This window comes from Mesorhizobium sp. M0145, assembly GCF_040322355.1.
Taxonomy (GTDB): Bacteria; Pseudomonadota; Alphaproteobacteria; order Rhizobiales; family Rhizobiaceae; genus Mesorhizobium.
Genome location: NZ_JAMYTK010000003.1, coordinates 83120 through 106626, shown reverse-complemented (window position 1 = coordinate 106626; position 23507 = coordinate 83120). Strand labels below are relative to the sequence as shown.

The 23507-nt window shown below is 62.6% G+C and carries 21 protein-coding genes and 1 tRNA gene; 14 read left to right on the top strand and 8 right to left on the bottom strand.

All coding sequences use genetic code 11. The features are described 5' to 3' along the window. Window positions 1-11 precede the first annotated feature (11 nt). Both NKJ28_RS07540 and NKJ28_RS07535 read left to right on the top strand, forming a co-directional pair. Window positions 12-806, top strand: a complete 795-nt coding sequence (locus NKJ28_RS07540) for an SDR family oxidoreductase (RefSeq protein ID WP_352634842.1) — start codon at window positions 12-14, stop codon at window positions 804-806. Window positions 807-1282: 476 nt separating this feature from the next. Beyond that, a complete protein-coding gene (locus tag NKJ28_RS07535) occupies window positions 1283-2374 on the top strand; it encodes a 3-deoxy-7-phosphoheptulonate synthase (protein WP_352634840.1) in 1092 nt (363 codons plus the stop codon). A gap of 213 nt (window positions 2375-2587) precedes the next feature. Here NKJ28_RS07535 and NKJ28_RS07530 read toward each other — a convergent pair whose 3' ends face one another. Then, window positions 2588-3697: a Gfo/Idh/MocA family protein gene (locus NKJ28_RS07530; RefSeq protein ID WP_352634838.1), complete on the bottom strand. Its 1110-nt coding sequence runs from the start codon at window positions 3695-3697 to the stop codon at window positions 2588-2590. 151 nt (window positions 3698-3848) lie between these two features. On the opposite strand from NKJ28_RS07530, the gene NKJ28_RS07525 reads away from it, so the two are divergent. Further along, complete coding sequence (locus tag NKJ28_RS07525; protein ID WP_023677514.1) at window positions 3849-4694, top strand: MurR/RpiR family transcriptional regulator; 846 nt, start codon at window positions 3849-3851, stop codon at window positions 4692-4694. Here the strand turns inward: NKJ28_RS07525 and NKJ28_RS07520 are convergent. Continuing rightward, complete coding sequence (locus tag NKJ28_RS07520) at window positions 4691-5581, bottom strand: AraC family transcriptional regulator (protein WP_352634836.1); 891 nt, start codon at window positions 5579-5581, stop codon at window positions 4691-4693. The two genes, NKJ28_RS07525 and NKJ28_RS07520, sit on opposite strands and share 4 nt — an antisense overlap. 138 nt (window positions 5582-5719) lie before the next feature. Between NKJ28_RS07520 and NKJ28_RS07515 the strand changes: the two genes are divergently transcribed. From NKJ28_RS07515 to phnN, 9 genes are all read left to right on the top strand, one after another. Continuing rightward, a complete protein-coding gene (locus NKJ28_RS07515) occupies window positions 5720-6448 on the top strand; it encodes an SDR family oxidoreductase (protein WP_352619345.1) in 729 nt (242 codons plus the stop codon). A 199-nt stretch (window positions 6449-6647) separates the two neighbouring features. Next, a complete protein-coding gene (locus NKJ28_RS07510) occupies window positions 6648-8582 on the top strand; it encodes a bifunctional 5-dehydro-2-deoxygluconokinase/5-dehydro-2-deoxyphosphogluconate aldolase (protein ID WP_352634834.1) in 1935 nt (644 codons plus the stop codon). A gap of 34 nt (window positions 8583-8616) precedes the next feature. Further along, entirely contained in the window at window positions 8617-10491 is a 1875-nt protein-coding gene (gene iolD, locus NKJ28_RS07505) for a 3D-(3,5/4)-trihydroxycyclohexane-1,2-dione acylhydrolase (decyclizing) (RefSeq protein ID WP_352588519.1), read from the top strand. A gap of 15 nt (window positions 10492-10506) precedes the next feature. Further along, on the top strand, window positions 10507-11424 hold the full coding sequence (gene iolE, locus NKJ28_RS07500; protein ID WP_352634832.1) for a myo-inosose-2 dehydratase: 918 nt from the start codon (window positions 10507-10509) through the stop codon (window positions 11422-11424). Between the two features lie 26 nt (window positions 11425-11450). After that, window positions 11451-11669 (top strand): DUF3329 domain-containing protein, encoded by a 219-nt coding sequence (locus tag NKJ28_RS07495; RefSeq protein ID WP_254815905.1) that lies wholly within the window; start codon window positions 11451-11453, stop codon window positions 11667-11669. Window positions 11670-11671: 2 nt separating this feature from the next. After that, window positions 11672-12484, top strand: coding sequence for a 5-deoxy-glucuronate isomerase (gene iolB / locus NKJ28_RS07490; protein WP_352619340.1), 813 nt, complete (start codon window positions 11672-11674; stop codon window positions 12482-12484). 148 nt (window positions 12485-12632) lie between these two features. Continuing rightward, window positions 12633-13340 (top strand): DUF1045 domain-containing protein, encoded by a 708-nt coding sequence (locus NKJ28_RS07485; protein WP_352619339.1) that lies wholly within the window; start codon window positions 12633-12635, stop codon window positions 13338-13340. A gap of 79 nt (window positions 13341-13419) precedes the next feature. After that, complete coding sequence (locus tag NKJ28_RS07480) at window positions 13420-14559, top strand: alpha-D-ribose 1-methylphosphonate 5-triphosphate diphosphatase (RefSeq protein WP_352464729.1); 1140 nt, start codon at window positions 13420-13422, stop codon at window positions 14557-14559. After that, window positions 14556-15185 (top strand): phosphonate metabolism protein/1,5-bisphosphokinase (PRPP-forming) PhnN, encoded by a 630-nt coding sequence (gene phnN / locus NKJ28_RS07475; protein WP_352464731.1) that lies wholly within the window; start codon window positions 14556-14558, stop codon window positions 15183-15185. The genes NKJ28_RS07480 and phnN overlap by 4 nt, the downstream gene beginning before the upstream one ends. Before the next feature lie 91 nt (window positions 15186-15276). Here phnN and NKJ28_RS07470 read toward each other — a convergent pair whose 3' ends face one another. From NKJ28_RS07470 to NKJ28_RS07455, 4 genes are all read right to left on the bottom strand, one after another. Then, the gene (locus NKJ28_RS07470) at window positions 15277-15807 is read right to left on the bottom strand and encodes a DUF2231 domain-containing protein (RefSeq protein ID WP_352634829.1); all 531 of its coding nucleotides are present in this window, start codon (window positions 15805-15807) and stop codon (window positions 15277-15279) included. A gap of 153 nt (window positions 15808-15960) precedes the next feature. Next, a complete protein-coding gene (locus NKJ28_RS07465) occupies window positions 15961-16956 on the bottom strand; it encodes an ABC transporter permease (RefSeq protein ID WP_023677502.1) in 996 nt (331 codons plus the stop codon). 23 nt (window positions 16957-16979) lie between these two features. After that, a complete protein-coding gene (locus NKJ28_RS07460) occupies window positions 16980-18524 on the bottom strand; it encodes a sugar ABC transporter ATP-binding protein (RefSeq protein WP_352634827.1) in 1545 nt (514 codons plus the stop codon). A 114-nt stretch (window positions 18525-18638) separates the two neighbouring features. Continuing rightward, window positions 18639-19601: a sugar-binding protein gene (locus NKJ28_RS07455; RefSeq protein ID WP_023677500.1), complete on the bottom strand. Its 963-nt coding sequence runs from the start codon at window positions 19599-19601 to the stop codon at window positions 18639-18641. A gap of 539 nt (window positions 19602-20140) precedes the next feature. Here NKJ28_RS07455 and NKJ28_RS07450 point away from each other — a divergent pair. Both NKJ28_RS07450 and NKJ28_RS07445 read left to right on the top strand, forming a co-directional pair. Then, on the top strand, window positions 20141-21163 hold the full coding sequence (locus tag NKJ28_RS07450) for a LacI family DNA-binding transcriptional regulator (RefSeq protein WP_502902163.1): 1023 nt from the start codon (window positions 20141-20143) through the stop codon (window positions 21161-21163). Between the two features lie 69 nt (window positions 21164-21232). Next, entirely contained in the window at window positions 21233-22375 is a 1143-nt protein-coding gene (locus NKJ28_RS07445; protein WP_352634823.1) for an alpha-hydroxy acid oxidase, read from the top strand. 46 nt (window positions 22376-22421) lie between these two features. On the opposite strand, the gene NKJ28_RS07440 is transcribed toward NKJ28_RS07445, so the two are convergent. Continuing rightward, a complete protein-coding gene (locus NKJ28_RS07440; protein WP_352634822.1) occupies window positions 22422-22736 on the bottom strand; it encodes an antibiotic biosynthesis monooxygenase family protein in 315 nt (104 codons plus the stop codon). Between the two features lie 646 nt (window positions 22737-23382). Beyond that, window positions 23383-23459, bottom strand: a tRNA-Arg gene (locus tag NKJ28_RS07435). Between the last annotated feature and the right edge of the window lie 48 nt (window positions 23460-23507).

Genomic DNA, 23507 nt, shown 5'->3' with positions numbered 1-23507 from the left:
GGAGCAAGGCGATGAACGGTTCAGCCGGTCGCAATTCCGAAACACGCGCCATCGTCACCGGCGGCGCACAAGGCATCGGCTTTGCCGTCGCCGAAGCGCTGGCCGATGAGGGCTGCCGGGCGCTGGCGCTGATCGGCCGCTCGCAGGAGAAGGGCGACAAGGCTGTCGCCATCCTCGAGGGGGCAGGCGTCGATGCCATCTTCATCAGCGCCGACGTCTCAAAAGTGGCCGACTGCAAGCGTGCGGTCGAAACGGCGATTGGCCATTTTGGTACCGTCAACGCGCTGGTCAACGCCGCTGCCACCTCGGCTCGCGGCTCGCTGGTCGAGACCTCCGAGGATCTGTTCGACCAGATATTCCAGACCAATGTGCGCGGCCCGTTTTTCCTGATGCAGGGCGTGGTGGCGCATTTGCTGGCGCGCCAGGCACCGGGCTCGATCGTCAACGTGCTGTCGATGTCGGCGCATTGCGGCCAGTCGTTCCTGGCGCCCTATTCGTCGAGCAAGGGAGCGCTGGCGACACTCACCAAGAATGTCGCCAACGCCTATCGCGGCAATCGCATCCGCTGCAATGCGGTGCTGCCCGGCTGGATGGACACCGAGGGCGAGGCGATCGTGCAGAAGAAATGGCACGACGCGCCGGACGACTGGCTGGAAAGGGCCGAGGCCGCGCAGCCGATGGGTCAATTGGTGAAGCCGGCGCAGCTTGCCCGGTTGATCAGCTATATGATCAGCCCGCAGTCCGGCGTCATGACCGGGTCGCTGGTCGATTACGATCAGAGCATCGCCGGGGCGTCACCGGAATAACGCTGGCAAGTCTAGCGGAACGCCGCCCATCACTTCGTCATCCACGGGCGGAGCAAGGAGCGCAGCGACGCGGCGCAGACCCGAGGATCCATGCCGTGACATCTAGGCGTCGCTACAATGCAGAATTTAGTTCCGCAGCACTCCTTGGCCAAGGCAACGGCATGGATCCCAGGGTCTCCGCGACGGAGCTCCGCTCCTGCTTCGCCCTGGGATGACGAAGTTCGGGGGGCTTCAGCCAATCGCGAATGGGCTGGAGTAAACCTCCTCCTCACCAGGCACGTGACAAGCGCCTCCGCATCGACTATATCAGCCCTCATGATCAACCTGACCGCCACCTATTGGTACTTTATGAGCTCGCTGGCGGCGGGAGGATTGCGCTCGATCTGAAGATTGCAGCAACAAGATCCGAACAGCCGCCAGACCTGGCGGCTTTTTTGTTTCAGCCGGCAGGTCTCCCCAATCAGGAGCAGAAAGCCATGTTGACGACCACAGACGATCTTCGGGTCAAGGAAATCAGAGAACTGAGCACACCCGACGAGGTGATGCGGGAAATACCGCGCACGCTGACGGCGACGCGGACCGTTGCCGCGTCACGCAACGCGATCCACGCCGTGCTGACCGGCACCGACGATCGTCTGGTGGTCGTCGTCGGCCCCTGTTCGATCCACGACCCGGCCGCTGCCGTAGACTATGCCAGCCGTTTGGCATCGCTGCGTGAAAGCCTGTCGGACCGGCTGGAGATCGTGATGCGCGTTTATTTCGAGAAACCGCGCACGACGGTCGGGTGGAAGGGCCTGATCAACGATCCCGACCTGGACGGCAGCTTCAACATCGACAAGGGTCTGCGGATGGCCCGCAACGTGCTCTCGGCGGTCAACAATCTCGGCCTTCCCTCAGCGACCGAGTTCCTCGACATGACAACTCCGCAATACATTGCCGACCTCGTCGCCTGGGGCGCGATCGGCGCGCGCACGACCGAGAGCCAGATCCACCGCGAACTCGCATCAGGCCTGTCCTGCCCGGTCGGCTTCAAGAACGGCACCGACGGCAATTTGCGGATCGCGGCCGAGGCCGTGAAATCCGCCGCCCAGCCGCACCATTTCATGGCGGTGACGAAAGGTGGGCGCAGCGCCATCGCGACGACCACCGGCAACGAGGACTGCCACGTCATCCTGCGCGGCGGCATTGTGCCCAACTACGACGCGACAAGCATAGCTGCTGCCTGCGCTGAGCTCGGCCGGATCGGCGTGGCACCTCGGCTGATGATCGATGTCAGTCATGCCAACAGCAACAAGAAGCCGGAAAACCAGCCGCTGGTGGCGGCTGACGTGGCGGGCCAGATCGCGGCAGGCGACGAGCGCATCATCGGCATCATGATCGAGAGCAACCTTGTCGCCGGCCGGCAGGACGTCGTGCCCGGCAAGCCGCTCGTCTATGGCCAGAGCATCACCGATGGCTGTATCGACTGGGAAACCACCGAAACGGTGCTGCACGGCCTTGCCGACGCCGTCGAGCAGCGCCGGTCGGCGCGACGCGCCATGATCGCTGGCCGTCCGGGAGCCGCCTGAGGCAGCCAATGCCGGCCCTGACCCTTCTCCCCTTGTGGGAGAAGGTGGATCGGCGCGCAGCGCCGAGCCGGATGAGGGGTGCTGGAAGAAACTCGGCGCAAAAATATTGAGGGATTTTAAGCGTTTATTTCTTCGCTGTAGCGATCCGTCCAACACCCCTCATCCGACCGAGCTTCGCTCGGCCACCTTCTCCCACAAGGGGAGAAGGGCTTATTACCGCACCTCCACCCAGCGCTGTTCCGCGAACGAGCGCGCCATCGCGTGCACCGTGCGCTCGATCTCCAGGCCTTCGTCGAAATCGATGATCCGCGCCGGCTTGCCGGCAAGTCGCGTCAACAGTTCCCGGCATTCGATAATCTTGAGGTCATTAAAGCCAAGGCCGTGGCCGGGCGCCGGCAGGAAGGCGTCATAAGGCTTATGATGCGGCGCCACCAGGATGGTGCGATAGCCTTGCTCGGTCGGCCGGTCGGCCGTCAGATAGAGTTGGAACTCATTCATCCGCTCCTGGTCGTACAGGATCGAGCCCTTCGAGCCAAAAATCTGGATGGCGATCCGGCCTTTGCGGCCCCAGGCCGAACGGTTGACCAGCAGCGTGCCGGCGATGCCGTTTTCGAGATGCATCAGGATGCTGGCGATGTCGTAGGTCTCGACCGCGCGGCGCCCGCCCGAGGCGACGCGGCGGTCGGCATAGGGTTTGGCCATGTCGCACATGACGCGGGCAACGCGGCCGAACAGTACGGCGATGAGCGACAGCGGATGCACGGCGAAATCGTCGAGCGCGCCGTAACCGGACGCCGCCTCGTGCTTCCAGAAGAACAGCGCCTCCGGATCGGCCATGAAGTCCTCGTCCATCTCGATACGCAGATGGTTGACCTCGCCGATGATCTTCTCGTCGAGCAGCGCGCCGATATGGCGGATCGCTGGGTTCTGAATATAGTTATAGCCAAGCGCGGCCACCTTGCCGGACTTTTGGGCCGCCGCAGCCATTGCTTGCGCCTCCGCAAAACTTGGCGCCATCGGTTTTTCACACCACAGATGCTTGCCGGCTTCGAGGATGGCGATGGCCATTTCCGGGTGGAACTGGTTCGGCGTGGTCAGCGAGATGACATCGACCTCCGGGTCGTCGACGACAGCGCGCCAATCGCCGGAGGCCTTGGCGAAGCCGAATTCGGTGGCACGCCGTTTGGCAAGGTCCTCGTTGACCTCGCCGAGATGGACCATCCTTGGCTTGTCCACATCGGGAAAGACGGTGCCAACTGCGTTCCAGGCGATGGCGTGGCACTTGCCCATGAAGCCCGTACCGATAAGACCTACCCCGATCATCTGCCTTGCCTCCGTGTGCGCAAATTGTGTGGATGAATTAGTCCATTTTGTTTGTAAATGGAACGCTTGCCTCATTTTTTATGGTGTTCTTGCACAGGCCCGCTATGATGGGGCACAGAGGGAACCGACGATGAGCCTGGGCGGAGCGACGATGGACGAACGGGTGCCGCGCGATTTCGAGACGCTGCGGGCGACGATCCTGGAGCGGCGCCACAGCCTGCCGAAACGTATCGCCCAGATCGCCGCCTATGCGCTCGACAACCCAGACGATATCGCCTTCGGCACCGCTGCCAGCATCGCCGCTTCCGCCGGTGTCCAGCCTTCGACCCTGATCCGCTTTGCCCAGCAGCTTGGTTTTGACGGTTTCACCAGCCTGCAGTTGGTGTTTCGCGAGCGCCTGCGCGAGCGCAATTCATCCTATGATGAAAGGCTGGCGGCATTGCGCGCCAAGGCCGAGGAAGGCGCCGGCCACCGCGCGATTTTCGACGGTTTTGTTGCCGCAGCCAGTACCTCGCTCAACGACATTTCGCGCACGCTGAATGAAGACCATTTCGAAGATGCGATCACCGTGTTGGCCAAGGCCGAAACCATTTACGTGCTGGCCAAGCGGCGCTCCTACCCGGTCGCCTCCTATATCGCCTATGCATTGGGCAAGCTCAAGATCCGCAACCAGCTGATCGAATCGGCCGCCGGCCTCAATGCAGAGATGATCGGCTTTGCCTCTCCAAGGGACGCCGTGATCGCTATCAGCTTTTCGCCCTATGCCCCGGCCACCATCGAGGAGGCGCGCGTCATTTCGGAGCAAGGGGTGCCGATCGTGGCGATTACCGACAGCTCCTTTTCGCCACTCGCCCAATTCGCCAGGGTCTGGTTCGAGGTCGCCGAGGCCGATTTCGCCGGCTTCCGCTCGCTGTCGGCGACGATGGCTTTGGCTATGGCGCTGACCGTCGCGGTCGGCGAGAAGCGGCGCGATACTGGCAAGAAGCGCAAGCCTTAGATCACCTCTATTGCCGTTTCGCCTTCTGCCGAAAGCCGCGCTGCGTCGCGGGCAGGCGGCGACCCGAACTGGCGGGCATACTCCCGGCTGAACTGGGAAGCACTCTCATAGCCGACGGCGAAGGCGACACGTGCGACGTTGCCCGGCTGGGCAATCAGCAGATGGCGGGCTTCCAGCAAGCGGATTTGCTTTTGATACTGGATTGGGCTCATGGCCGTCGCCGCCTTGAAGTGACGATAAAACGCAGCACTGCTCATACGGGCAATCTCGGCCAGATCGCCGACCCGGACCGGCTGATGGGGATGCGAACGGATCCAGGCGATCGCCCGGCCAATCCGGGACAGATGGCCATCGGCGCGCGCAAGTTCACGAAGCTTTCCGCCTTGGGGGCCTTGCAAGAGCCGAAACAGCATCTCCCGCTCGATCATGGTCGCGAGCACGGGAATCTCCGCTGGCCGGTCAAGCAGCCGCATCATTCGACGCGACGCGTCGAGCAGATCGTCATCAGCGGGAGAGGTGGAGAAACTGTCGCCACTGAGGGCCGGCGCGTGCTCGACGAGGAGCGCGGCGACGGCCTGCAGGTCAAGGGTCAAGCCAATGGCCAGGTAAGGACGCGCCGTGCTCGCTTCGATTATCTGGCTGATGGTGGGCGTCTCGACAGTATAGATGAAATAGCTGGCCGGATTGTAACGAAGAGCCCGGTCGCCGATCAGAACCGTCTTCGCGCCCTGCAGTACGAATAAGATCCCCGACCCCCACACCCCTGACAATGGCGGCGTGGCGACTTCGCTGCGGCCGATCGAAACGCGGGGAACCGCCGTTCTTGTTCGTCGCCCGCGCGCATGGCGGCTGGCGATCTCGATCAACTCCTGCAGCGCTTCGCTCATTGCGCCAGCATCGCACATTCGCACCGGCGGCGCAACAGCGTGAGAGGATTAGGCAAGAGCTGGAGAGTTTCCGGCGCGCAACGCCCGCTGCCTCGCACCATTTGTGGGTCTTCCACAAGAAAAATGGAGACACCGATTATGAGAACATCGAAAAGCGCGCTGGTGACCGGCGCCAACAAGGGTATAGGCCGTGAAATCGCCCGGCGACTGGCGACCATGGGCTTCAAGGTCTGGCTCGGCGCCAGGAGCGCCGAACGCGGCATGGCGGCGGCGCAGGCATTGCGCGCCGAAGGCCTCGACGTGGAGTGGCTCGAGCTGGACGTCACGCGGGATGACAGTGTGAAGGCGGCAGCCGAGGCATTCAGGCAGGCCAGCCCCTGCCTCGACGTGCTGGTGAATAACGCCGGCGTCGCCATCAATTACGACCTGCCGCCGAGCCAGCAGCGGATCGCCGACATCCAGGCCACCTACGACGTCAATGTCTTCGGCCCGATCCGCGTGACCCAGGCATTCCTGCCGCTGCTGCTGGCAGCACCTGCTGCCCGGATCGTGATGGTGAGCAGCTCCACCGGGTCCATCGGCCGGGCGCTCGATCCCGCCACTGCGAACCACGCCGTTAACATGATGGGCTACGGCAGCTCCAAGACAGCCTTGAATGCCATCACGGTGGCGTTCGCCAGGGAGCTCGCGCCGCAAGGCATCAAGGTCAACGCCGCGGCGCCCGGCTACACTGCCACCGATCTCAACGGGTATAAAGGTCACCGCACGGTGCAGCAGGCGGCCGAGATCGTCATTCACCTGGCGACCTTGGACGCCGATGGCCCGACCGCCGGGTACTTCAACGATGACGGCCCGCTTCCTTGGTAAATCAGCTGGTTTCAGTGGTAGACACTTGACGTTCGTCTGACTTCAAAGTTTCTGAACGCGCGAGCCTTGTACAGCACTTTTCAGCCTTGGGAATGCTCGTTCCATATTGACTATGGATTGGAATTATTATTTCATATTGCCGGCGCCACGCTGCCGCTCGCGCGTGTTACCCAATACAACAAGCCGATGGGAGGTTCGAATGGGCGAAGCCGTGGAAGCGAGACATGCGCCGCTCGACATCATCACCATCGGCCGCGCTTCCGTCGATCTCTATGGTCAGCAGATCGGCTCGCGCCTCGAGGACATTACTTCCTTTGCCAAGTCGGTCGGCGGCTGTCCGGCCAATATCGCGGTCGGTACTGCCAGGCTCGGCCTGCGCTCGGCGCTGCTCACCCGCGTCGGCAATGAGCAGATGGGCCGCTTCATCCGCGAGCAGCTGACCCGCGAGGGCGTTTCGGTCCAAGGCCTCAAGACCGATCCGGAGCGGCTGACCGCCCTGGTGCTGCTGTCGGTCGAGGATGAAGGCGTCTCGCCGATGATCTTCTATCGCAGCGATTGCGCCGACATGGCGCTTTCGAAAGACGATATCGACGAGGCGTTCATCGCTTCGGCACGCGCGATCGTCGTCACCGGCACGCATTTTTCGCGGCCCAACAGCGACGCCGCCCAACGCAAGGCGATCCGTGTCATGAAAGCCAAGGGCGGCAAGGTGGTGTTCGACATCGACTACCGCCCCAACCTCTGGGGTCTCGCCGGCCACGCCGAAGGCTTCGAGCGCTATGTGAAATCCGACCGCGTCTCGGCGCAGTTGAAGACGGTGCTGCCCGATTGCGATCTCATCGTCGGCACCGAAGAGGAAATCATGATCGCCTCGGGCGCAGACGATTGCCTGAGCGCGCTGAAAACCATCCGCTCGCTGTCGGCGGCAACCATCGTGCTGAAACGCGGCGCCATGGGCTGCATCGTCTATGACGGGCCGATCAGCGACGACCTCGAGGACGGTATTGTCGGCAAGGGATTTCCAATCGAGGTCTACAATGTGCTCGGCGCCGGCGACGCCTTCATGTCGGGCTTCCTGCGCGGCTGGCTCGGCGAGGAAGGCCTGGCGACGGCGGCGACCTGGGCCAATGCCTGCGGCGCCTTTGCCGTGTCGCGGCTGCTCTGCGCACCGGAATACCCGACTTTCGAGGAATTGAATTTCTTCCTGAAAAACGGCAGCAAGCATCTGGCGCTGCGCAAGGACGAGGCGATCAATCACATCCATTGGGCGACCACGCGCCGGCGCGACATCCCCTCGCTGATGGCGTTCGCCTGCGACCACCGCGTCCAGCTGGAGGATGTCGCGGCAAAAGCCGGCGCCGATCCGTCGCGAATCCCAGCTTTCAAGGTGCTGACGGTCAAGGCTGCGGCCAAGGTCGCGGCTGGCCGCGCCGGCTACGGCATGCTGCTCGACGAAAAATACGGACGCGAGGCGATGTTCGAATTCGCCCACCATTCCTTCGCCTGGCTCGGCCGGCCGGTCGAGTTGCCGGGTTCGCGACCGCTTCGCTTCGAGTTCTCGCAAGACATAGGTTCGCAACTGACCGAATGGCCGGTCGACCACTGCATCAAGTGCCTGTGCTTCTATCATCCCGACGATCCCGCGGCGCTGAAGAGCGAACAGCAGCAGAAACTGCGCGCTTTGTTCGAGGCCGCGCGGAAAGTGGGCAGAGAACTTCTGGTCGAGATCATCGCCGGCAAGCACGGCAGGCTCGACGACATGACCATCCCGCGCGCGCTCGAGGAACTCTACGCACTCGGCATCAAGCCCGATTGGTGGAAGCTCGAACCGCAGGCATCGGCCGGCGCATGGGCAAAGATCGAGGCGGTGATCCTGAAGAACGATCCGTGGTGCCGCGGGATTGTGCTGCTTGGCCTCGAAGCGCCGCAGGACGAATTGGAAGCGGCCTTTGCTGCCACCGCCAAGGCGTCTATCGTCAAGGGCTTTGCCGTCGGCCGCACCATCTTCATCAACGCGGCCGAACAATGGCTTGCCGGCAAGATGTCAGACGATGAAGCGGTTGCCGACATGGCATCTCGCTTCGAGAGACTGACCGAGGCATGGCTTGCGGCGCGCGGCCGCAAAGCAGCATAAGAAGGCGCGGCATAAGGACTGCGGAGGAACCGACATGACCAAGACAATCCGCCTGACGATGGCGCAGGCGCTGACCCGCTTTCTTGCTCGACAGATGACCGAGATGGACGGGAAGAAAGTGCCGATCTTCGGCGGCGTCTGGGCGATCTTCGGCCACGGCAATGTCGCCGGCGTCGGCGAGGCGCTCTACCAGGTTCGCGACGAACTGCCGACCTTCCGTGCCCATAACGAGCAGGCAATGGCGCATGCGGCGATCGCCTACGCCAAGGCCAATTTCCGCCGTCGCTTCATGGCCGCGACCAGTTCGATCGGCCCCGGCGCGCTCAACATGGTGACCGCTGCGGCACTTGCGCATGTAAACAGGTTGCCTGTCCTGTTTCTGCCCGGCGACGTCTTCGCCAATCGCATTCCCGATCCCGTCCTGCAGCAGGCCGAGGATTTTTCCGACGGCACGGCGACGGTCAATGACTGCCTCCGCCCGGTGTCGCGCTATTTCGACCGCATCACGCGGCCGGAGCAGATCATGCCGGCGCTCAACCGCGCCATGCAGGTGCTGACCGATCCCGCCGAATGCGGCCCGGTGACGCTGGCGCTGTGCCAGGACGTGCAGGCCGAGGCCTATGACTACCCCGAGAGTTTCTTTGCCGAGCGACTCTGGACGCCGCGACGGCAGCGCCCGGACCGCAACGAACTGGCGGCCGCAGTCGCGGTACTCAAAGCGGCGAAAAAGCCGCTGGTGATCGCGGGCGGCGGCGTACTCTATTCGCAGGCGTCCGAGGAGCTGGCAAAACTGGTGCAAGACACCGGCATTCCGGTCTGCGAGACGCAAGGCGGCAAATCCTCGCTGCCAGACGATCATCCGCTGAACATGGCTGCGGTCGGCGTTACCGGCACCTCGGCGGCCAACAGGCTGGCCGAAGAGACCGACGTCGTGCTTGCCGTCGGCACCAGACTGCAGGATTTCACCACCGGCTCCTGGGCGCTGTTCAAGAATGCCGGCAAGACCCTCATCGGGCTCAATGTCCAGCCTTTTGACGCCGGAAAGCACCAGGCGCTGCCGCTGGTCGCCGATGCGGCGGAAGGGCTCGCCGAACTCGCTGCGGCGCTGAAAGGCTGGAAAGCCCCTTCAGACTGGACCGACAATGCGATTAGCGGCAAGAAGGAATGGCAAGCGGATGCCGACAAGGTGACGGCGTCGACCAATGCCGCCTATCCGTCCGACGCGCAAGTGATCGGCGCAGTACAGCGCGCCATGGGCTCCGGCGTGGTACTGCTTCATGCCGCCGGCGGCTTGCCCGGCGAATTGCACAAGCTATGGCAGGCGGGCGCGCCCGGCTCCTATCACGCAGAATACGGCTTCTCGACAATGGGCTACGAAATCGCCGGCGGGCTTGGCGTCAAGATGGCCAAGCCGGACGAAGAGGTCGTGGTGATGATCGGCGACGGCTCCTATCTGATGCTCAATTCCGAGATCGCGACCTCGGTGATGCTCGGCCTCAAGCTGACCATCGTGCTGCTCGACAACCGCGGCTATGGCTGCATCAACCGGTTGCAGATGGCGACCGGCGGCGCCAACTTCAACAATCTGCTGAAGGACGCCCGTCACGAAACCTTGCCCGAGATCGACTTCGCCGCGCATGCTGCGAGCATGGGTGCGATTGCCGAAAAAGTGCCATCGATCGCCGGGCTGGAAACGGCGCTGGCGCAAGCGAAGAAGAACACGCGAACGACCGTGCTGGTCATCGACACCGACCCGCTGGTTTCGACCGAGGCCGGTGGAAGCTGGTGGGATGTCGCAGTGCCGGAAGTCTCGGCACGGCCGCAAGTGAATGCGGCGCGCAAGAAATATGAGGAAGCGCTGAGCGGGCGGGTTTCTTTAGCCATCCGCGAACGCGCCTCGAATGTCTGAAACTGGAGTGACGACTTGAAAGCCAAACTGGGCATGTCCCCCATTGCATGGTGGAACGACGATCTTGCCGAACTCAGCGATGATGTGTCGCTGGAGGAGTGCCTGCGCCAGTCGCGCTCGGCTGGCTTTACCGGAATGGAAATGGGCCGCCGCTTTCCCAACGATCCGCAAATCATGCTGCCGATCCTGAAAGAGGCCGACGTGACGCTTTGCGGCGGCTGGTTCTCGGGGACGCTGGTCGACGAAGACATGGCGAAGAACAAGGATCGTATCCAGCCGATGATCGACCTGTTCAAGGCGGTGAACGCGCCCTGCATCGTCTATGGTGAAGTCGGCCGCTCCATCCAGGGCGACCGCTCGAAGCCGCTCGCCAGCAAGCCCAGGCTTTCGGACGAGGAAATGAAAGCCTACGCCCGGCGGCTCACGCAGTTCGGCGAATGGTGTGCAGAGCAAGGCATGCGGCTCTCCTACCATCATCATATGGCGGCAGTAGTTGAGACCGAGCCAGAGCTAGATGCCTTCATGCGCTATTCGGGAGAAGGCATTCCATTGCTGCTCGACGCGGGTCACCTGGCCTTTGCCGGCGGCGATGTGCTGCGCGCTATTGATAACCACCACCCGCGCATCAACCATGTGCATGTGAAAGGTGTGCGCATGGAGGTGATCGCGGGACTGGATCGCGAGAAGCAATCGTTCCTCGACGCGGTGGCACTTGGCGCCTTCACCGTGCCGGGAGATGGCTCGCTGGATTTTGGCGCCATCGTCCAGAGGCTCGCCGACCATGGCTATGAAGGCTGGTTCGTGGTCGAGGCCGAGCAGGATCCGAAGAAGAACCCGCCGCTCAAGATGGCGCAGGTCGGCTACAAGGAATTGATGCGGGCTATGACGGCGGCCGGCTATACGGTGGAGACACAGGGCTTTCCCAATGCTTGAGGCTCGCGAGGAAAGGTGTTGATCCGATGAAAGACTCCGAGCACCCGTTTTTCCGGCCGCTGTGGCGGCGCGTTGCCGTTGTCGCGGTCTGCCTGGTCTGGTCGGTGATCGAATTCGCTACGGGCACACCGTTCTGGGGCGTGATCGCGCTCGGCTTCGCCGGCTATGCCGTCTGGCAATTCTTCTATCTCTACAAGCCGGCTGACGAGGACAAGCCATCGGCAGACGCCAAACCGAAGGAATGACCATGTCGAAGCTGCTCGTCAAAGCCAATAAGGGCCACGGCCGCATCGCCCATGTGACGCCGCAAAGCGCCGGCTGGACCTATGTCGGCTTCGATCTGCATCGGCTCAGGCCCGGCGAGAGCGCTTCCGGGCAAACCGCGGATCGTGAGGTCTGCCTGGTGTTCGTCACCGGCAAGGGCAAGGCCAAGGCCGGCGGCAAGGATCTCGGCTTACTCGGCGAACGCATGTCGCCCTTCGACGGCAAACCTTGGTCGGTCTATGTGCCGCAGGGCTCGGAGTGGTCGGTGAGCGCCGATACCGATCTCGAACTTGCCGTCTGCTCGGCGCCGGGACTGGGCGGCGGTCTGCCGGTCCGTGTCATCGGGCCCGACGATCTCGGCCAGGAGGTTCGCGGCAAAAGCACCAACACGCGCTATGTCACCAACATCCTGCCGGAGGGCAAGCCGGCCGATTCCTTGCTGGTGGTTGAGGTCATCACACCCGGCGGCCACACATCGAGCTATCCGCCGCACAAGCACGACCAGGACAATCTGCCGGCTGAATCCTATCTCGAGGAGACCTATTACCACCGTCTCAACCCGCCACAGGGCTTTGCTTTCCAGCGCGTCTACACCGATGCCGACGAGAACGGTGCTCGTTCGCTCGACGAGACGATGGCGATCGAGGACGGCGACGTCGTGCTGGTCCCCAAGGGTTATCACCCCTGCGCAGCCTGCCACGGCTATGATCTCTATTATCTCAACGTCATGGCCGGACCGAAGCGGACGTGGAAATTCCATAACGCGCCCGAGCACGAATGGCTGATGAAGGCCTAACCACTTCCCCTTCGCCCCAACCGCTGGTCCAAGCGAAAAATCGTCGGCTAACGACCCGGCTGTGTGGTTTTGTTACCGAAAACGCCGCAAAGCTTCGTCAATTCGTCATGGAAATCACCTATGGCAGCGGGGCTGACGAGGACTTTCGATGCGCTACGCGATCTATTTCACCCCCCGACAAGACGAACCGCTGGCACGTATCGCCGCCAACTGGCTCGGCCGCGACCCATTCGGTGCCGCCACAAAGCCGGTCGAGGCTGCGGGCGAGTTGTCGGCGGCAGAAGTTGCCTTCCATACCGCCTCGGCGCGCCGCTATGGCTTTCATGCGACACTGAAGGCGCCCTTCAGACTGGCCTCCAACGAGACGGAAACGTCGCTTCGTGCAGCACTCGACGATTTTGCCGAGGCGACGCCGGTGGTTACGATCCCGCGCCTCATCGTCAGCCAGATCGACGGCTTCTTCGCGCTGTTGCCGGAAGCACCGCTGCCGGCGCTCAACCGCTTCGCCGACGACGTGGTGCGCGACTTCGACCGCTTCCGCGCGCCGTTGACGGAAGCCGAGATCGAACGGCGCAGCCCCGATTCGCTGAAGCCCGACGAGTTCCGCAATCTCTGCCAGTGGGGCTATCCCTATGTCTTCGAGACGTTTCGCTTCCATATGACGCTGTCCGGCCGGGTGTCGTCACAGGAAAGCCCTCGTCTTCGCCTAGCAATCGACAGCCTGTTTGCGGACGTGCTGCAACGGCCGGTGGCGGTGGACGCGCTGACGCTGTTTGTGGAAACTGAACCGGGCGCACCGTTCATGGTGCTGTCCCATCACGCGCTCGGGCGCCGCCCGGCCAGAAGAACTGCCTAAATGACTATTTGCTTTAACCGCATGGTGCGACGCCAATTCATTTTCAATTGGCTGCAAAATGCTGCAAGGACTGCCTGAAATGACCGCCGAGACCGTTCTTGACAATGCCCGTATTGTGCTGGCCGACCAGATCGTCGAAGGGTCGATCGTGCTGCGCGATGGGGTGATCGCCGCCATCGATCCCGGCGCTGGCCGCAGCGGCGAGGACATGGGCGGCGACTTCATCATCCCTGGCCTGGTCGAGCTCCACACCGACCATCTCGAAGGCCATTACGCGCCGCGGCCGAAAGTGCGCTGGAACCCGATCGCAGCTGTGCTCGCGCATGACGCGCAGGTGGCGACCGCCGGCATCACCACCGTGCTCGACGCCTTGCGCGTCGGCATGGACGAGGATGCCGACCTGACGGCCGCCGACATACGCAAGCTGGCCGACGCGATCGAGGACAGCGTGCAGCAGGACCGGCTCAGGGCCGACCATTTCCTCCATCTGCGTTGCGAGGTTTCGGCGCCGGACTGCCTCACGGCCTTCGCCAATTTCGACGGCGACGAGCGGGTCAGGCTGGCGTCGCTGATGGACCATGCGCCCGGACAGCGCCAGTTCGTCAATTTGGAAACCTACGCCTATTACTACCAGCGCAAGCTGAAGCTGACCGATCACGATTTCCAGAAATTCTGCGAAAAGCGGATGGCGGAATCGGCGAGGAATTCGAGCCCGAACCGCAGCTTCATCGCCGCTGCCTGCCAAGAGCGCGGCATCGTGCTCGCCAGCCATGACGACGCAACCGTCGGCCATGTCGACGAAGCGATCGAGCAAGGTGTGCGCGTCGCCGAGTTCCCGACCACTGAGGAGGCGGCGCGGGCTTCAAAAGAGGCAGGGCTCGGCGTATTGATGGGCGCGCCGAACGTCATGCGCGGCGCGTCGCATTCGGGCAATGTCTCGGCCCGCACGCTGGCCGGCGATGGCCTGCTCGATATCCTGTCGTCGGACTACATTCCCTTCAGTCTGATCCAGTCAGCCTTCTTCCTCGGCGACGTGGTCGAGGGCATTTCCTTGCCACAGGCGGTGGCGATGGTCTCGAAGAACCCGGCCGAGGCGGTCGGCCTCAGCGATCGCGGTGTCATCGAGCCCGGCCGGCGCGCCGATCTGGTTCGCGTGCGCGTCGACGACCATGTCCCGGTCGTCCGCACGGTCTGGCGGCAGGGACGCCGAGTCGCATGATGGTATCGGCATCGGTCGAGCGTGAATTGTCCGCTACGGGATTTCCGATCCGCGACGGTGTCTTCGTCGCCGTCGTCGGGCCGAGCGGTGCCGGCAAGGACACGGTGATCGGCTATGCGCGCGCCGTGTTTGCCGACGAGAGCCGGCTGGAGTTCGTGCGCCGGGTGATCACCCGGCCGAGCGATGCGGCCACCGAGGATCACGACACGCTCGCCGACGTTGCCTTCGTCGAGGCCGAAGCGGATGGCGCCTTCGCGATTTCCTGGGAAGCGCATGGCCTGCGCTATGGCATCCCGGCCGAAGTCGATTGGTCGGTCTCCAACGGCCGTGTCGCGATCGCCAACGTCTCGCGCGCGATCATCCCGGCGCTGCGGGAGCGCTACGCCAATCTGGCTGTCGTCGAGATCACGGCTACACCGGATATCCTGGCCGAGCGGCTGGCATTGCGCGGTCGCGAATCGCGCGGCGAAGTGCTGGCACGGCTGGCGCGCAGTGCCAATGTCGCGCTGTCCGGACCGGGTGTCACCTCGATCGACAATAGCGGCCCTCGTGAAGCCGCCGGCGAGCGCTTCGCCGAGGTGCTGCGCAAGGCCATGGCCTTCTCCGACATGTCGGGCCTTATCTAAAGTAGCGCCCATCCGATGCATTCGGTATGGGCGCTACTTGTCTAACCGATATCTTTTTGGAAACCGGTATCCACTTTTCGGGATTATGGCCTCATGCGGCGTGCCGGTCCCGACCAGCGTGACGAGTATCCGTGGCAGTGGTTGTCGAAGGCTTCGCTGGCGCATCCGCTGGTGTATCCAGAACTCCAACGTGGTGCCGATACACCATCTCCCAGCCCTTCCAGCCGGTGAACAGCAGTATGCAGACCACTATGAACGACAAGAGCGCACCCCATGGGCGGACCGCGGCTTCGGCGCCTTGCGCATAGCGAAGGTAGAAATTGATCAGTGCCACAACGACCGCGGTCAAGTTGCCCAGCATGTGGTACCAGGCGTCGGACAAGGCGCGAATGCGCGGCTCGTTGAGGAAGTCGACAAAACCGGCTGTCGCAGCGAGAAGGGCCATTACTATGGCTGCCCCGATCAGCCACATCGATGCCCGTGCCCAGAAGGCATCGGCAGTTCCCCAGAAAACCAGGTCGGTGACAAACGCACCGACAAGAAACGCGACAGGAAAAGGTATCAGCATCGGGTGGAGGGGGTGAGTTCCTACTTTGGCGGAACTAACTGGATTCGTAGGCATGGAACGCCTCCGCGTAGCAAAGCTTAAACAAACGCTCAGATACGGGTTTCGTTCCAAATAGAGACCGACCTGAACTGCTGTCGCGAAGCTCCGGCTGACTCTTTCACGCCACCTGCCATGGCAGTCGGCGTATTTCATCCAGCTATTTTTGCGTCACTCAGCGGCAGCACCCGCCACGCCCTTGCGTGTGGCTTCCAGCATCCGCCGCCGCGCCCTGAACACGCCCCATTGCTGGTCGACCAGCACGCCGATGAGGATCACCCCGCCCATGACGGCGAAGTTGAGCGAGGACGGGATGCCGAGCAGGTTGACGAGGTTCTGCAGCTCCTGCAGCAGCACGGTGCCGAGCAGGACGCCGATCAGCGAGCCTTCGCCGCCACGCAACGAGAAGCCGCCGAGCACCGCTGCCGCGATGGCGTAGAGTTCGTAGAACTGGCCGTGGCTCGCCGGCGAGATCGAGCGTGTGTACATGGCGAAATAGATAGCCGACAGCGCCGTCAGTACGCCGCAGATGACATAGGCGGCCATGACGATGCGGCCGGTGCGGATGCCGGAATATTTTGCCGCTTCCTCGTTCTTGCCGATGGCATAGAGATAGCGCCCGAACACCGACCGGTGCAGCACCACCCACATGACGACGGCGATGACGATCAGCGCGATGAAGCTGTTCGGCACGCCCCAGGACCGCCCCGCCGTCAGGAACTCGAGTTCCGGGAAGTTCTGTCCGAAGGCAAAGCCGGCGGTGCCGTCGGCGGTGTAGAAGCGCGCCACGCCGCGATAGATCAACAGGCCGCACAAAGTCACCACGAAAGGCTGCAATTTGAGCCGGGTGATCAGCCAGCCATGCGCCAGCCCGATGATGCCGCCGAGCACCAGGATCAGCGGCAGGGCGACCGGCCAGGCCATGCCGCGCGTGGCGATGAAGTCGATAAACAGCACGCCGAGCAGCGCAACCACCGAGCCGACCGACAATTCGATGCCACCGGTGATGATGACGAAGGCTTGGCCAATCGACAGGATGCCGAACAACCCGATCAGGTTCGAGGTGTTGGCGAGATTGATCGGCAGCAGGAAGCGCGGGTTGATGATCGCCACCACCGCACCGACCACCAGGATCAGGATCAGCAGGCCGAGATCTTTCTTGCTCATCGTCTTCTCCCAGTGCCTGCGAACTACTTCGGCTGCTTGCCGACCGCCAGCAGCAGCACGTTTTCCTGGCTGAACCGGTCCTTATCGAGAATGCCCGAGATCTGGCCTTCATGCATGACGGCAATGCGGTCGGAAACGCCGATCACCTCCTCCATGTCGCTGGAGATCATCAGCACGGCGACGCCGGCATCGGCCAGCGCCCGCATCAGTCCGTAGATCTCGGCCTTGGCGCCGATGTCGATACCGCGGGTCGGTTCGTCGAGAATCATCACCTTCGGCTTCATCGCCAGCCATTTGGCCAGCACGACCTTTTGCTGGTTGCCGCCCGACAGCGTACCGGTACGCGTCTGCACGGAGGGCGCCCTGATGCCGAGATCGGTCTTCTGCTTCTCGGCGGTGGCGGCCTCGGCGCTGGCCGAGACCAGCGAGCGCCGCGAATGTGCCGGCAGATTGGGCAGCGAGATGTTCTGGGCGATCGAAAGGTCGAGCAGGATGCCGGTCAGCTTGCGATCCTCGGGGACGAGGAAAATACCGTTGGCCACTGCGTCCGCGGCCGAACCAAGAACCAGATCTTTTCCGTCAAGCTGGAACGAGCCGCCAAAGCTCTTGTCGATGCCAAACAGGACGCGCGCCAGCTCCGTCCGACCGGAGCCGACGAGACCGGCGAGGCCGAGGATCTCGCCATGCCTGACATCGAGGTCGACGGGCCGGTCGGGATAGGCAGTGGTGCGAATGGCCTTGACCGACAGCGCGACAGAGCCCGGCGGGCGCGCCGATTCTGCGGCCTTCTCCCTCTCCTTCAGCATGCGGCCGATCATCAGCTTGACCATCTGGTCGTGATTGATGGCGCTCTTCGGCAAGGTTCCGGCGAGCATGCCGTCCCTGAGCACGACGACGCGGTCGGCGACGCGCTCGACCTCGTGCAGGCGGTGCGAGATGAAAATGACGCTGATGCCGTCTGCCTTCAGCGCCTTGATGACACCGAGCAGCTTGTCGGTTTCGGCGATCGGCAGGCTCGATGTCGGTTCGTCGAGGATGACCAGCCGCGCCTCGATCGACAGCGCCTTGGCGATCTCGACCATTTGCTGCTGGGCCAGCGACAGCGCCGACACCGGCGTATCGGCCGAGAAATTGGCGCCCACGCGTTTGAGCAGCGGCGCCGCCAGCGCTCGCAGCCTGGCGCGGTCGACCAGCCTGAACGGGCCGGCGCGCAGCGGTTCGCGGCCGAAGAAAATATTGGCGGCGACGTCGAGGTTCTCGAACAGGTTGAGTTCCTGGTGGACGAAGGCGATGCCCGAACCGATGCTGGCCTCGACGGTCAGACTGTCATGGGCGACGCCATCGACGGTGATGGTGCCGGTGTCCGGCCGGGTCACGCCGCCGAGGATCTTCATCAGCGTCGATTTGCCGGCGCCGTTTTCGCCGACCAGGCCGATGACCTCGCCGGGCCTGACCTCGATCGAGAACCCGTCCAGCGCGACAACGCCGGGATAGGTCTTGCGCACGCCGTCGAGGCTCAGGAACGGAGCGGCCGTGGATGCAACGATGGATGGATCGGAATAATTCATCACGCCTGACAGCAGCCGGTGAGCCGTTTTGGCCTCAGACTGACGGGCCTTGCGAGGCGCGTCAATAGAATCGCCGGCTCAGGGCGAACCCTTGAGCCGGCGCAACTTATTCGCTCAGTTTCCCGACATCGCCTTGAGGTTGGCGGCGTAGGCGTCGACATCGTCCTTGCCGATGATCTTGGTCGGCACGATGATCAGGCCATCGGCGGGAACGCCCGACTTGTCGCCCTCGAGATAGGCGGCCATCAGCTTCATGCCCTGATAGGCCCATTCGAAAGGCTGCTGTACGACGGTAGCGGCGACGGTGCCTTCCTTGACGCCGCCCAGCGTGATCGGATCGTCGTCGAAGCCGACGACGGTGATCTGGCCGAGCTTGCCGGCATCGCGCAGCGCTTCATAGATGCGCGGCGTGTTGTAGGAGTAGAAGCCGACCATGCAGGTGACGTCGGGGCTGGCGACCAGCGCGTCCTCGACGTTCTTCTTGGCGCGGGCCTGGTCGATGTCGTCGCCACGCACGTCGACCAATTCGATCTTGGTGCCGGCGAGGCCGTCCTTCATGCCCTGGATGCGTTCCTTGGCATTGTCGGCGCCTAGCAGGCCAACGAAGCCGAGGCACTTGCCGCCGTCGGGCATTGCCTTCTTGGCGATCTCTGCCGCCTGCTTGCCGGCATCGACATTGGAAGAGCCGATATAGGCGACACGCTTGGTCTGCGGTGCGTCGCTGTCGGTGGTGAACAACGCCGTTTCCGAGGCGATCTTGTTCAGCCCGTCGGTCGACGTCTTGGGATCGACGGCCGAAACCATGATCGCCTTAACACCGGCCGTCACCAGATCGTCCATAAGGCGCTGCTGGATGGCGACCGAGGACTGCTCCGGATATTTGAGTTCGAGATTGTAATTGGGCAATTCGCCTTGAGCCTTCTTGACGCCGGCTTCGGCAGCCTTCCAGAAATCGGAAGCGCCGTTGACGACGAAGGCCAGTGTCGGCTTGTCGTCGGCCCGCGCAATTGCGCTGACGGACAGGCCGAGCAGCAGGGCCGCAGCGGCGACGGACGCATTTCGTATCGCAGATTTCATATTCAACCTCCCATTTGACTCAGTAATTTTCGCTGATGATGAACGTGCCGGCGCGGCTTGGACGCCCTCCTCCTCAGGGTTTCGGCAGCGAAGAACGACGCCATTCCAGCCGCGATCATCGACTTTAGAGACTCATTCGCCGTTCGTAAATAGTCCGATTTGTCTGACATTTCGCCGAAACGGCAGGCGAACTCCGGCTGACGGGAACCGTCCGATACCAGGCTGGCTTGCGTTCCGAACATGCACGGTCCGATGTCGTCCGGGCATGACGGATTGACGTTATAGGGATGCCAGATATTAGTAAAGAGTATTAGTTTAATCGGAATTCTCACAAAAAAGGAGAGGCCTCCCAAGTCGCTGCCGTTTCGGATTGGCGACTAAAATCACCTGAGAGGGCGCTTATATCTATTAGTAGCGCTTCGCGTTATAAATGCGAGATTTGAGGGACGAATGACATGAACGAACCACTGCGCGATCCCATCCTTGAGGGTACCAGGCGGCGCAAGCCGTCCGGGAAAAATCCCAAGGGCCGCGTTACCATGACCGACATCGCCAGGGCTGCCGGATGTTCGCAGGCGACGGTTTCGTTCGTCCTCAATAACACGCCGGGCATCAGGCTGTCGCAGCAAACCCGAGAGCGGGTGATCGAGACGGCGCGAACGCTGGGCTATTCGCCGCCGGTGTTTTCTGCCTTGCGAGCCCCGGTTGCCGCATTCGACGGGCTGGATGGCGTGATCGGCTTCGCCGTCGACCAGTTGGCGACCAGCCCGGAGGCGGTCGTCGCCATTGAAGGGGCGCGGCAAGCCTCGTGGAACGCCGGCAATGTAGTGTTGGTGGCGCAGACCATGGGCGACGAGGTGATGGAGCCCCGGGCCATCGCGGCACTGACCAAGCGGGGCATTTCGGCGCTGATCTACATGACCATTTTCACCCGCGAGATCGTCGCGCCGGACTATCTCTACGGCCTCGACATTCCGGTCATCCTGCTCAACTGCTACACCGCCGACTATGCCTTCCCCGCCGTGGTGCCGAGCGAGATCGCCGGCGGCCAGAGCTCCACCCGCCACCTGATCAGCCATGGCCACAGACGTATCGCCACCATTACCGGCGAACCCTGGATGCAGGCGGCGCAGGACCGGTTGAAGGGTTACCGCCGGGCGCTGGCGACAGCCGACATCCCGTTCGACCCGGCGCTGGTCGTCGAAGGCGATTGGTCGGCGAGCGCCGGCTATGCCGCGACCGTCAAGCTCTTGGCGCTGAAGGACCGGCCGACCGCCATCTTCTGCCAGAACGACCGCACCGCGATCGGCTGCTACGAGGCGCTAAAGGAGGCCGGCCTGCAGATCCCCCGGGATATTTCGGTGATCGGTTATGACGACGAGGAGATCGCGCGACATCTGTTCCCGCCGCTGACGACGTCGATCCTGCCGCATATGGCGATGGGACAATGGGCGATCGAGCAGCTCGAAGTCCCCGCTGCTCCCGGTCGTGGCCGCTATCCCATCACAAAGCTCGAATGCCCGCTGGTGGAGCGGGAGTCGGTTGGCGCTGCGGCGGGCTGAGGCGAGAGCGCCGGCGATCGACAATGGCACAGGCTTGACATCGGGCCCGGCATATACCCGATTGATTTCATGAGATTGCAAAGCTGCTACAATTTTCAGGACTTCCGCCGGCTGGCAAAACAGCGCCTGCCAGGTCCGATCTTCAATTATATCGATGGCGGCGCGGACGACGAGACGACGCTGCGGCGCAACACGGCGGCATTTGAGGATTGCGATCTCGTCCCCAACGTCCTTGCCGGCGTCGGACAGGTCGACATGTCGGTCACCGTCATGGGCCAGAAGCTGGCGATGCCGGTCTATTGCTCGCCGACGGCTCTCCAGCGGCTGTTTCACCATAGCGGCGAGCGCGCCGTCGCCGCGGCGGCGGAGAAGTTCGGCACGATGTTCGGCGTCTCGTCGCTCGGCACGGTCAGCCTGGAGGAAGTCCGCAAGCACAGGACGCCGCAGGTCTATCAGTTCTATTTCCACAGGGATCGCGGCCTGAACCGCGCCATGATGGAGCGCGCCAAGACGTCCGGCGTCGACGTGATGATGCTGACGGTCGACAGCGTCACCGGCGGAAACCGCGAGCGTGACCTGCGGACCGGCTTTTCCATCCCCTTTCGGCTTACGCTCGGCGGCATGATGCAGTTCGCGATCAAGCCGAGATGGGCCATCGACTATTTGGCGCACGAAAAGTTCAGCCTGCCGCAGTTGGACGGCCATATCGATCTCGGCGGCGGAGCACTTTCCATCAGCCGCTATTTCACCGAGATCCTCGACCCGTCGCTGGATTGGAAGGACGTCGAAGACATGGTCCGCTTCTGGAACGGCCAGTTTTGCCTGAAGGGGATCATGAGCGTCGCCGATGCCAGAAAGGCGGTCGACATCGGCTGCACCGGTATCGTTCTGTCAAATCATGGCGGCAGACAGTTGGACGGCTCGCGCAGCCCCTTCGACCAACTGTCGGAGATTGCCGACGCGGTGAGCGACAAGATAGACGTGATCATCGACAGCGGCGTCCAGCGCGGCACGCATGTGCTGAAGGCCCTGTCGTTGGGCGCCAAGGCCGTCGGCGTCGGGCGCTACTATCTCTTCCCGCTGGCAGCCGCCGGACAGGCCGGCGTCGAACGGGCGCTCGGCCTGATGCGAACCGAGATCGAACGCGACATGCGGCTGATGGGATGCAGGTCGGTGGCAGAGCTTTCCAGGGGGAATGTGCGGTTTAGGTAATAGAGCCGGGACGTGGCGCACGGCATAAGCTTTTCGAAGTGCGAAACTATACCGACCTGCCGCTGCTCCTGCCGTCCGTTTCGAAGACAGCCTCGCCGGAAACAGCATCCGTATATCCGCCCTCAAGCTGCTGCAACGTATGCCGGAACCGATCAAGATTGCCCAGCATTTTGGGCCTGGCATCGACCATGTGGTGAAAAGTGTCCCACTCTCCAATCGAGAAGAAGGCGCCATCTCCCGATTTGATGAGAGCCATTTTTCGCAATCCCTCGAAATTGCGCGGAGCGCTGCTGAATAGTTCGACGAATTCGTCTTCACTACCCGGCTTGACCCGGAAGCGGACGCTGTTGAATGCCGTCATGTACGTTCCCCCGTGAAAGAACTGAAAACCTCGAATATGCGAGGCCCTAACGCGCCTCGAACCCTTCGAACAGGTGTACAGGAAAATCGGAAGGTTGGCTTCAGTCACCTCTGGCCGAAAGCCCCGTTTCTGGCGCTATTTTGCCAGGAAGAGGACGACGCTCGATCTCAATCGGTACGCCCTTCCGACCGGCAATGAAACGCGCTGTTAACGCCGTTCGCGGGTGACAGGATGTTGGCCGCAGTTCGAAGGTATAATCTGCGTCTCGCTGTCAGTTGCGGAGGCGAAAATGAATTTGCTTCGGATTGCGCTCTTGTGCACGGCCATGATCGACCTTGGAATGCCGGCCGTTCGCGCTGAGGATCGGCCTGTGCCGCAGAACAATAAAGCCGCAACAACGCAGCCGCCCGTTCATTGTGAAGGCCAAAATTGTCTCCCGCCGGCGAAAGATCCCGTGCAGGAATGCACTGGCCAGGATTGCACGCCAGGCCCGCCGACTGAACCGGGCCCGGAGATTAAGCAGGCCGACTGAGCAGCATTAGCTGACGATCCCCTTTTTGGCATGGATGGCGCTCAGCCCTCGCGACTTTCCGGCCACCGGTGGTAGATTCTGTTACCTATGTTCCCGGGGTAGGCATGGGTTTAATGGCGCGCCCGAAGAGATTCGAACTCCTGACCCCCAGATTCGTAGTCTGGTGCTCTATCCAGCTGAGCTACGGGCGCGCAACAGGCCATGCTTTGCATAGCCCCGCGATCCGATCCTGGCGACCG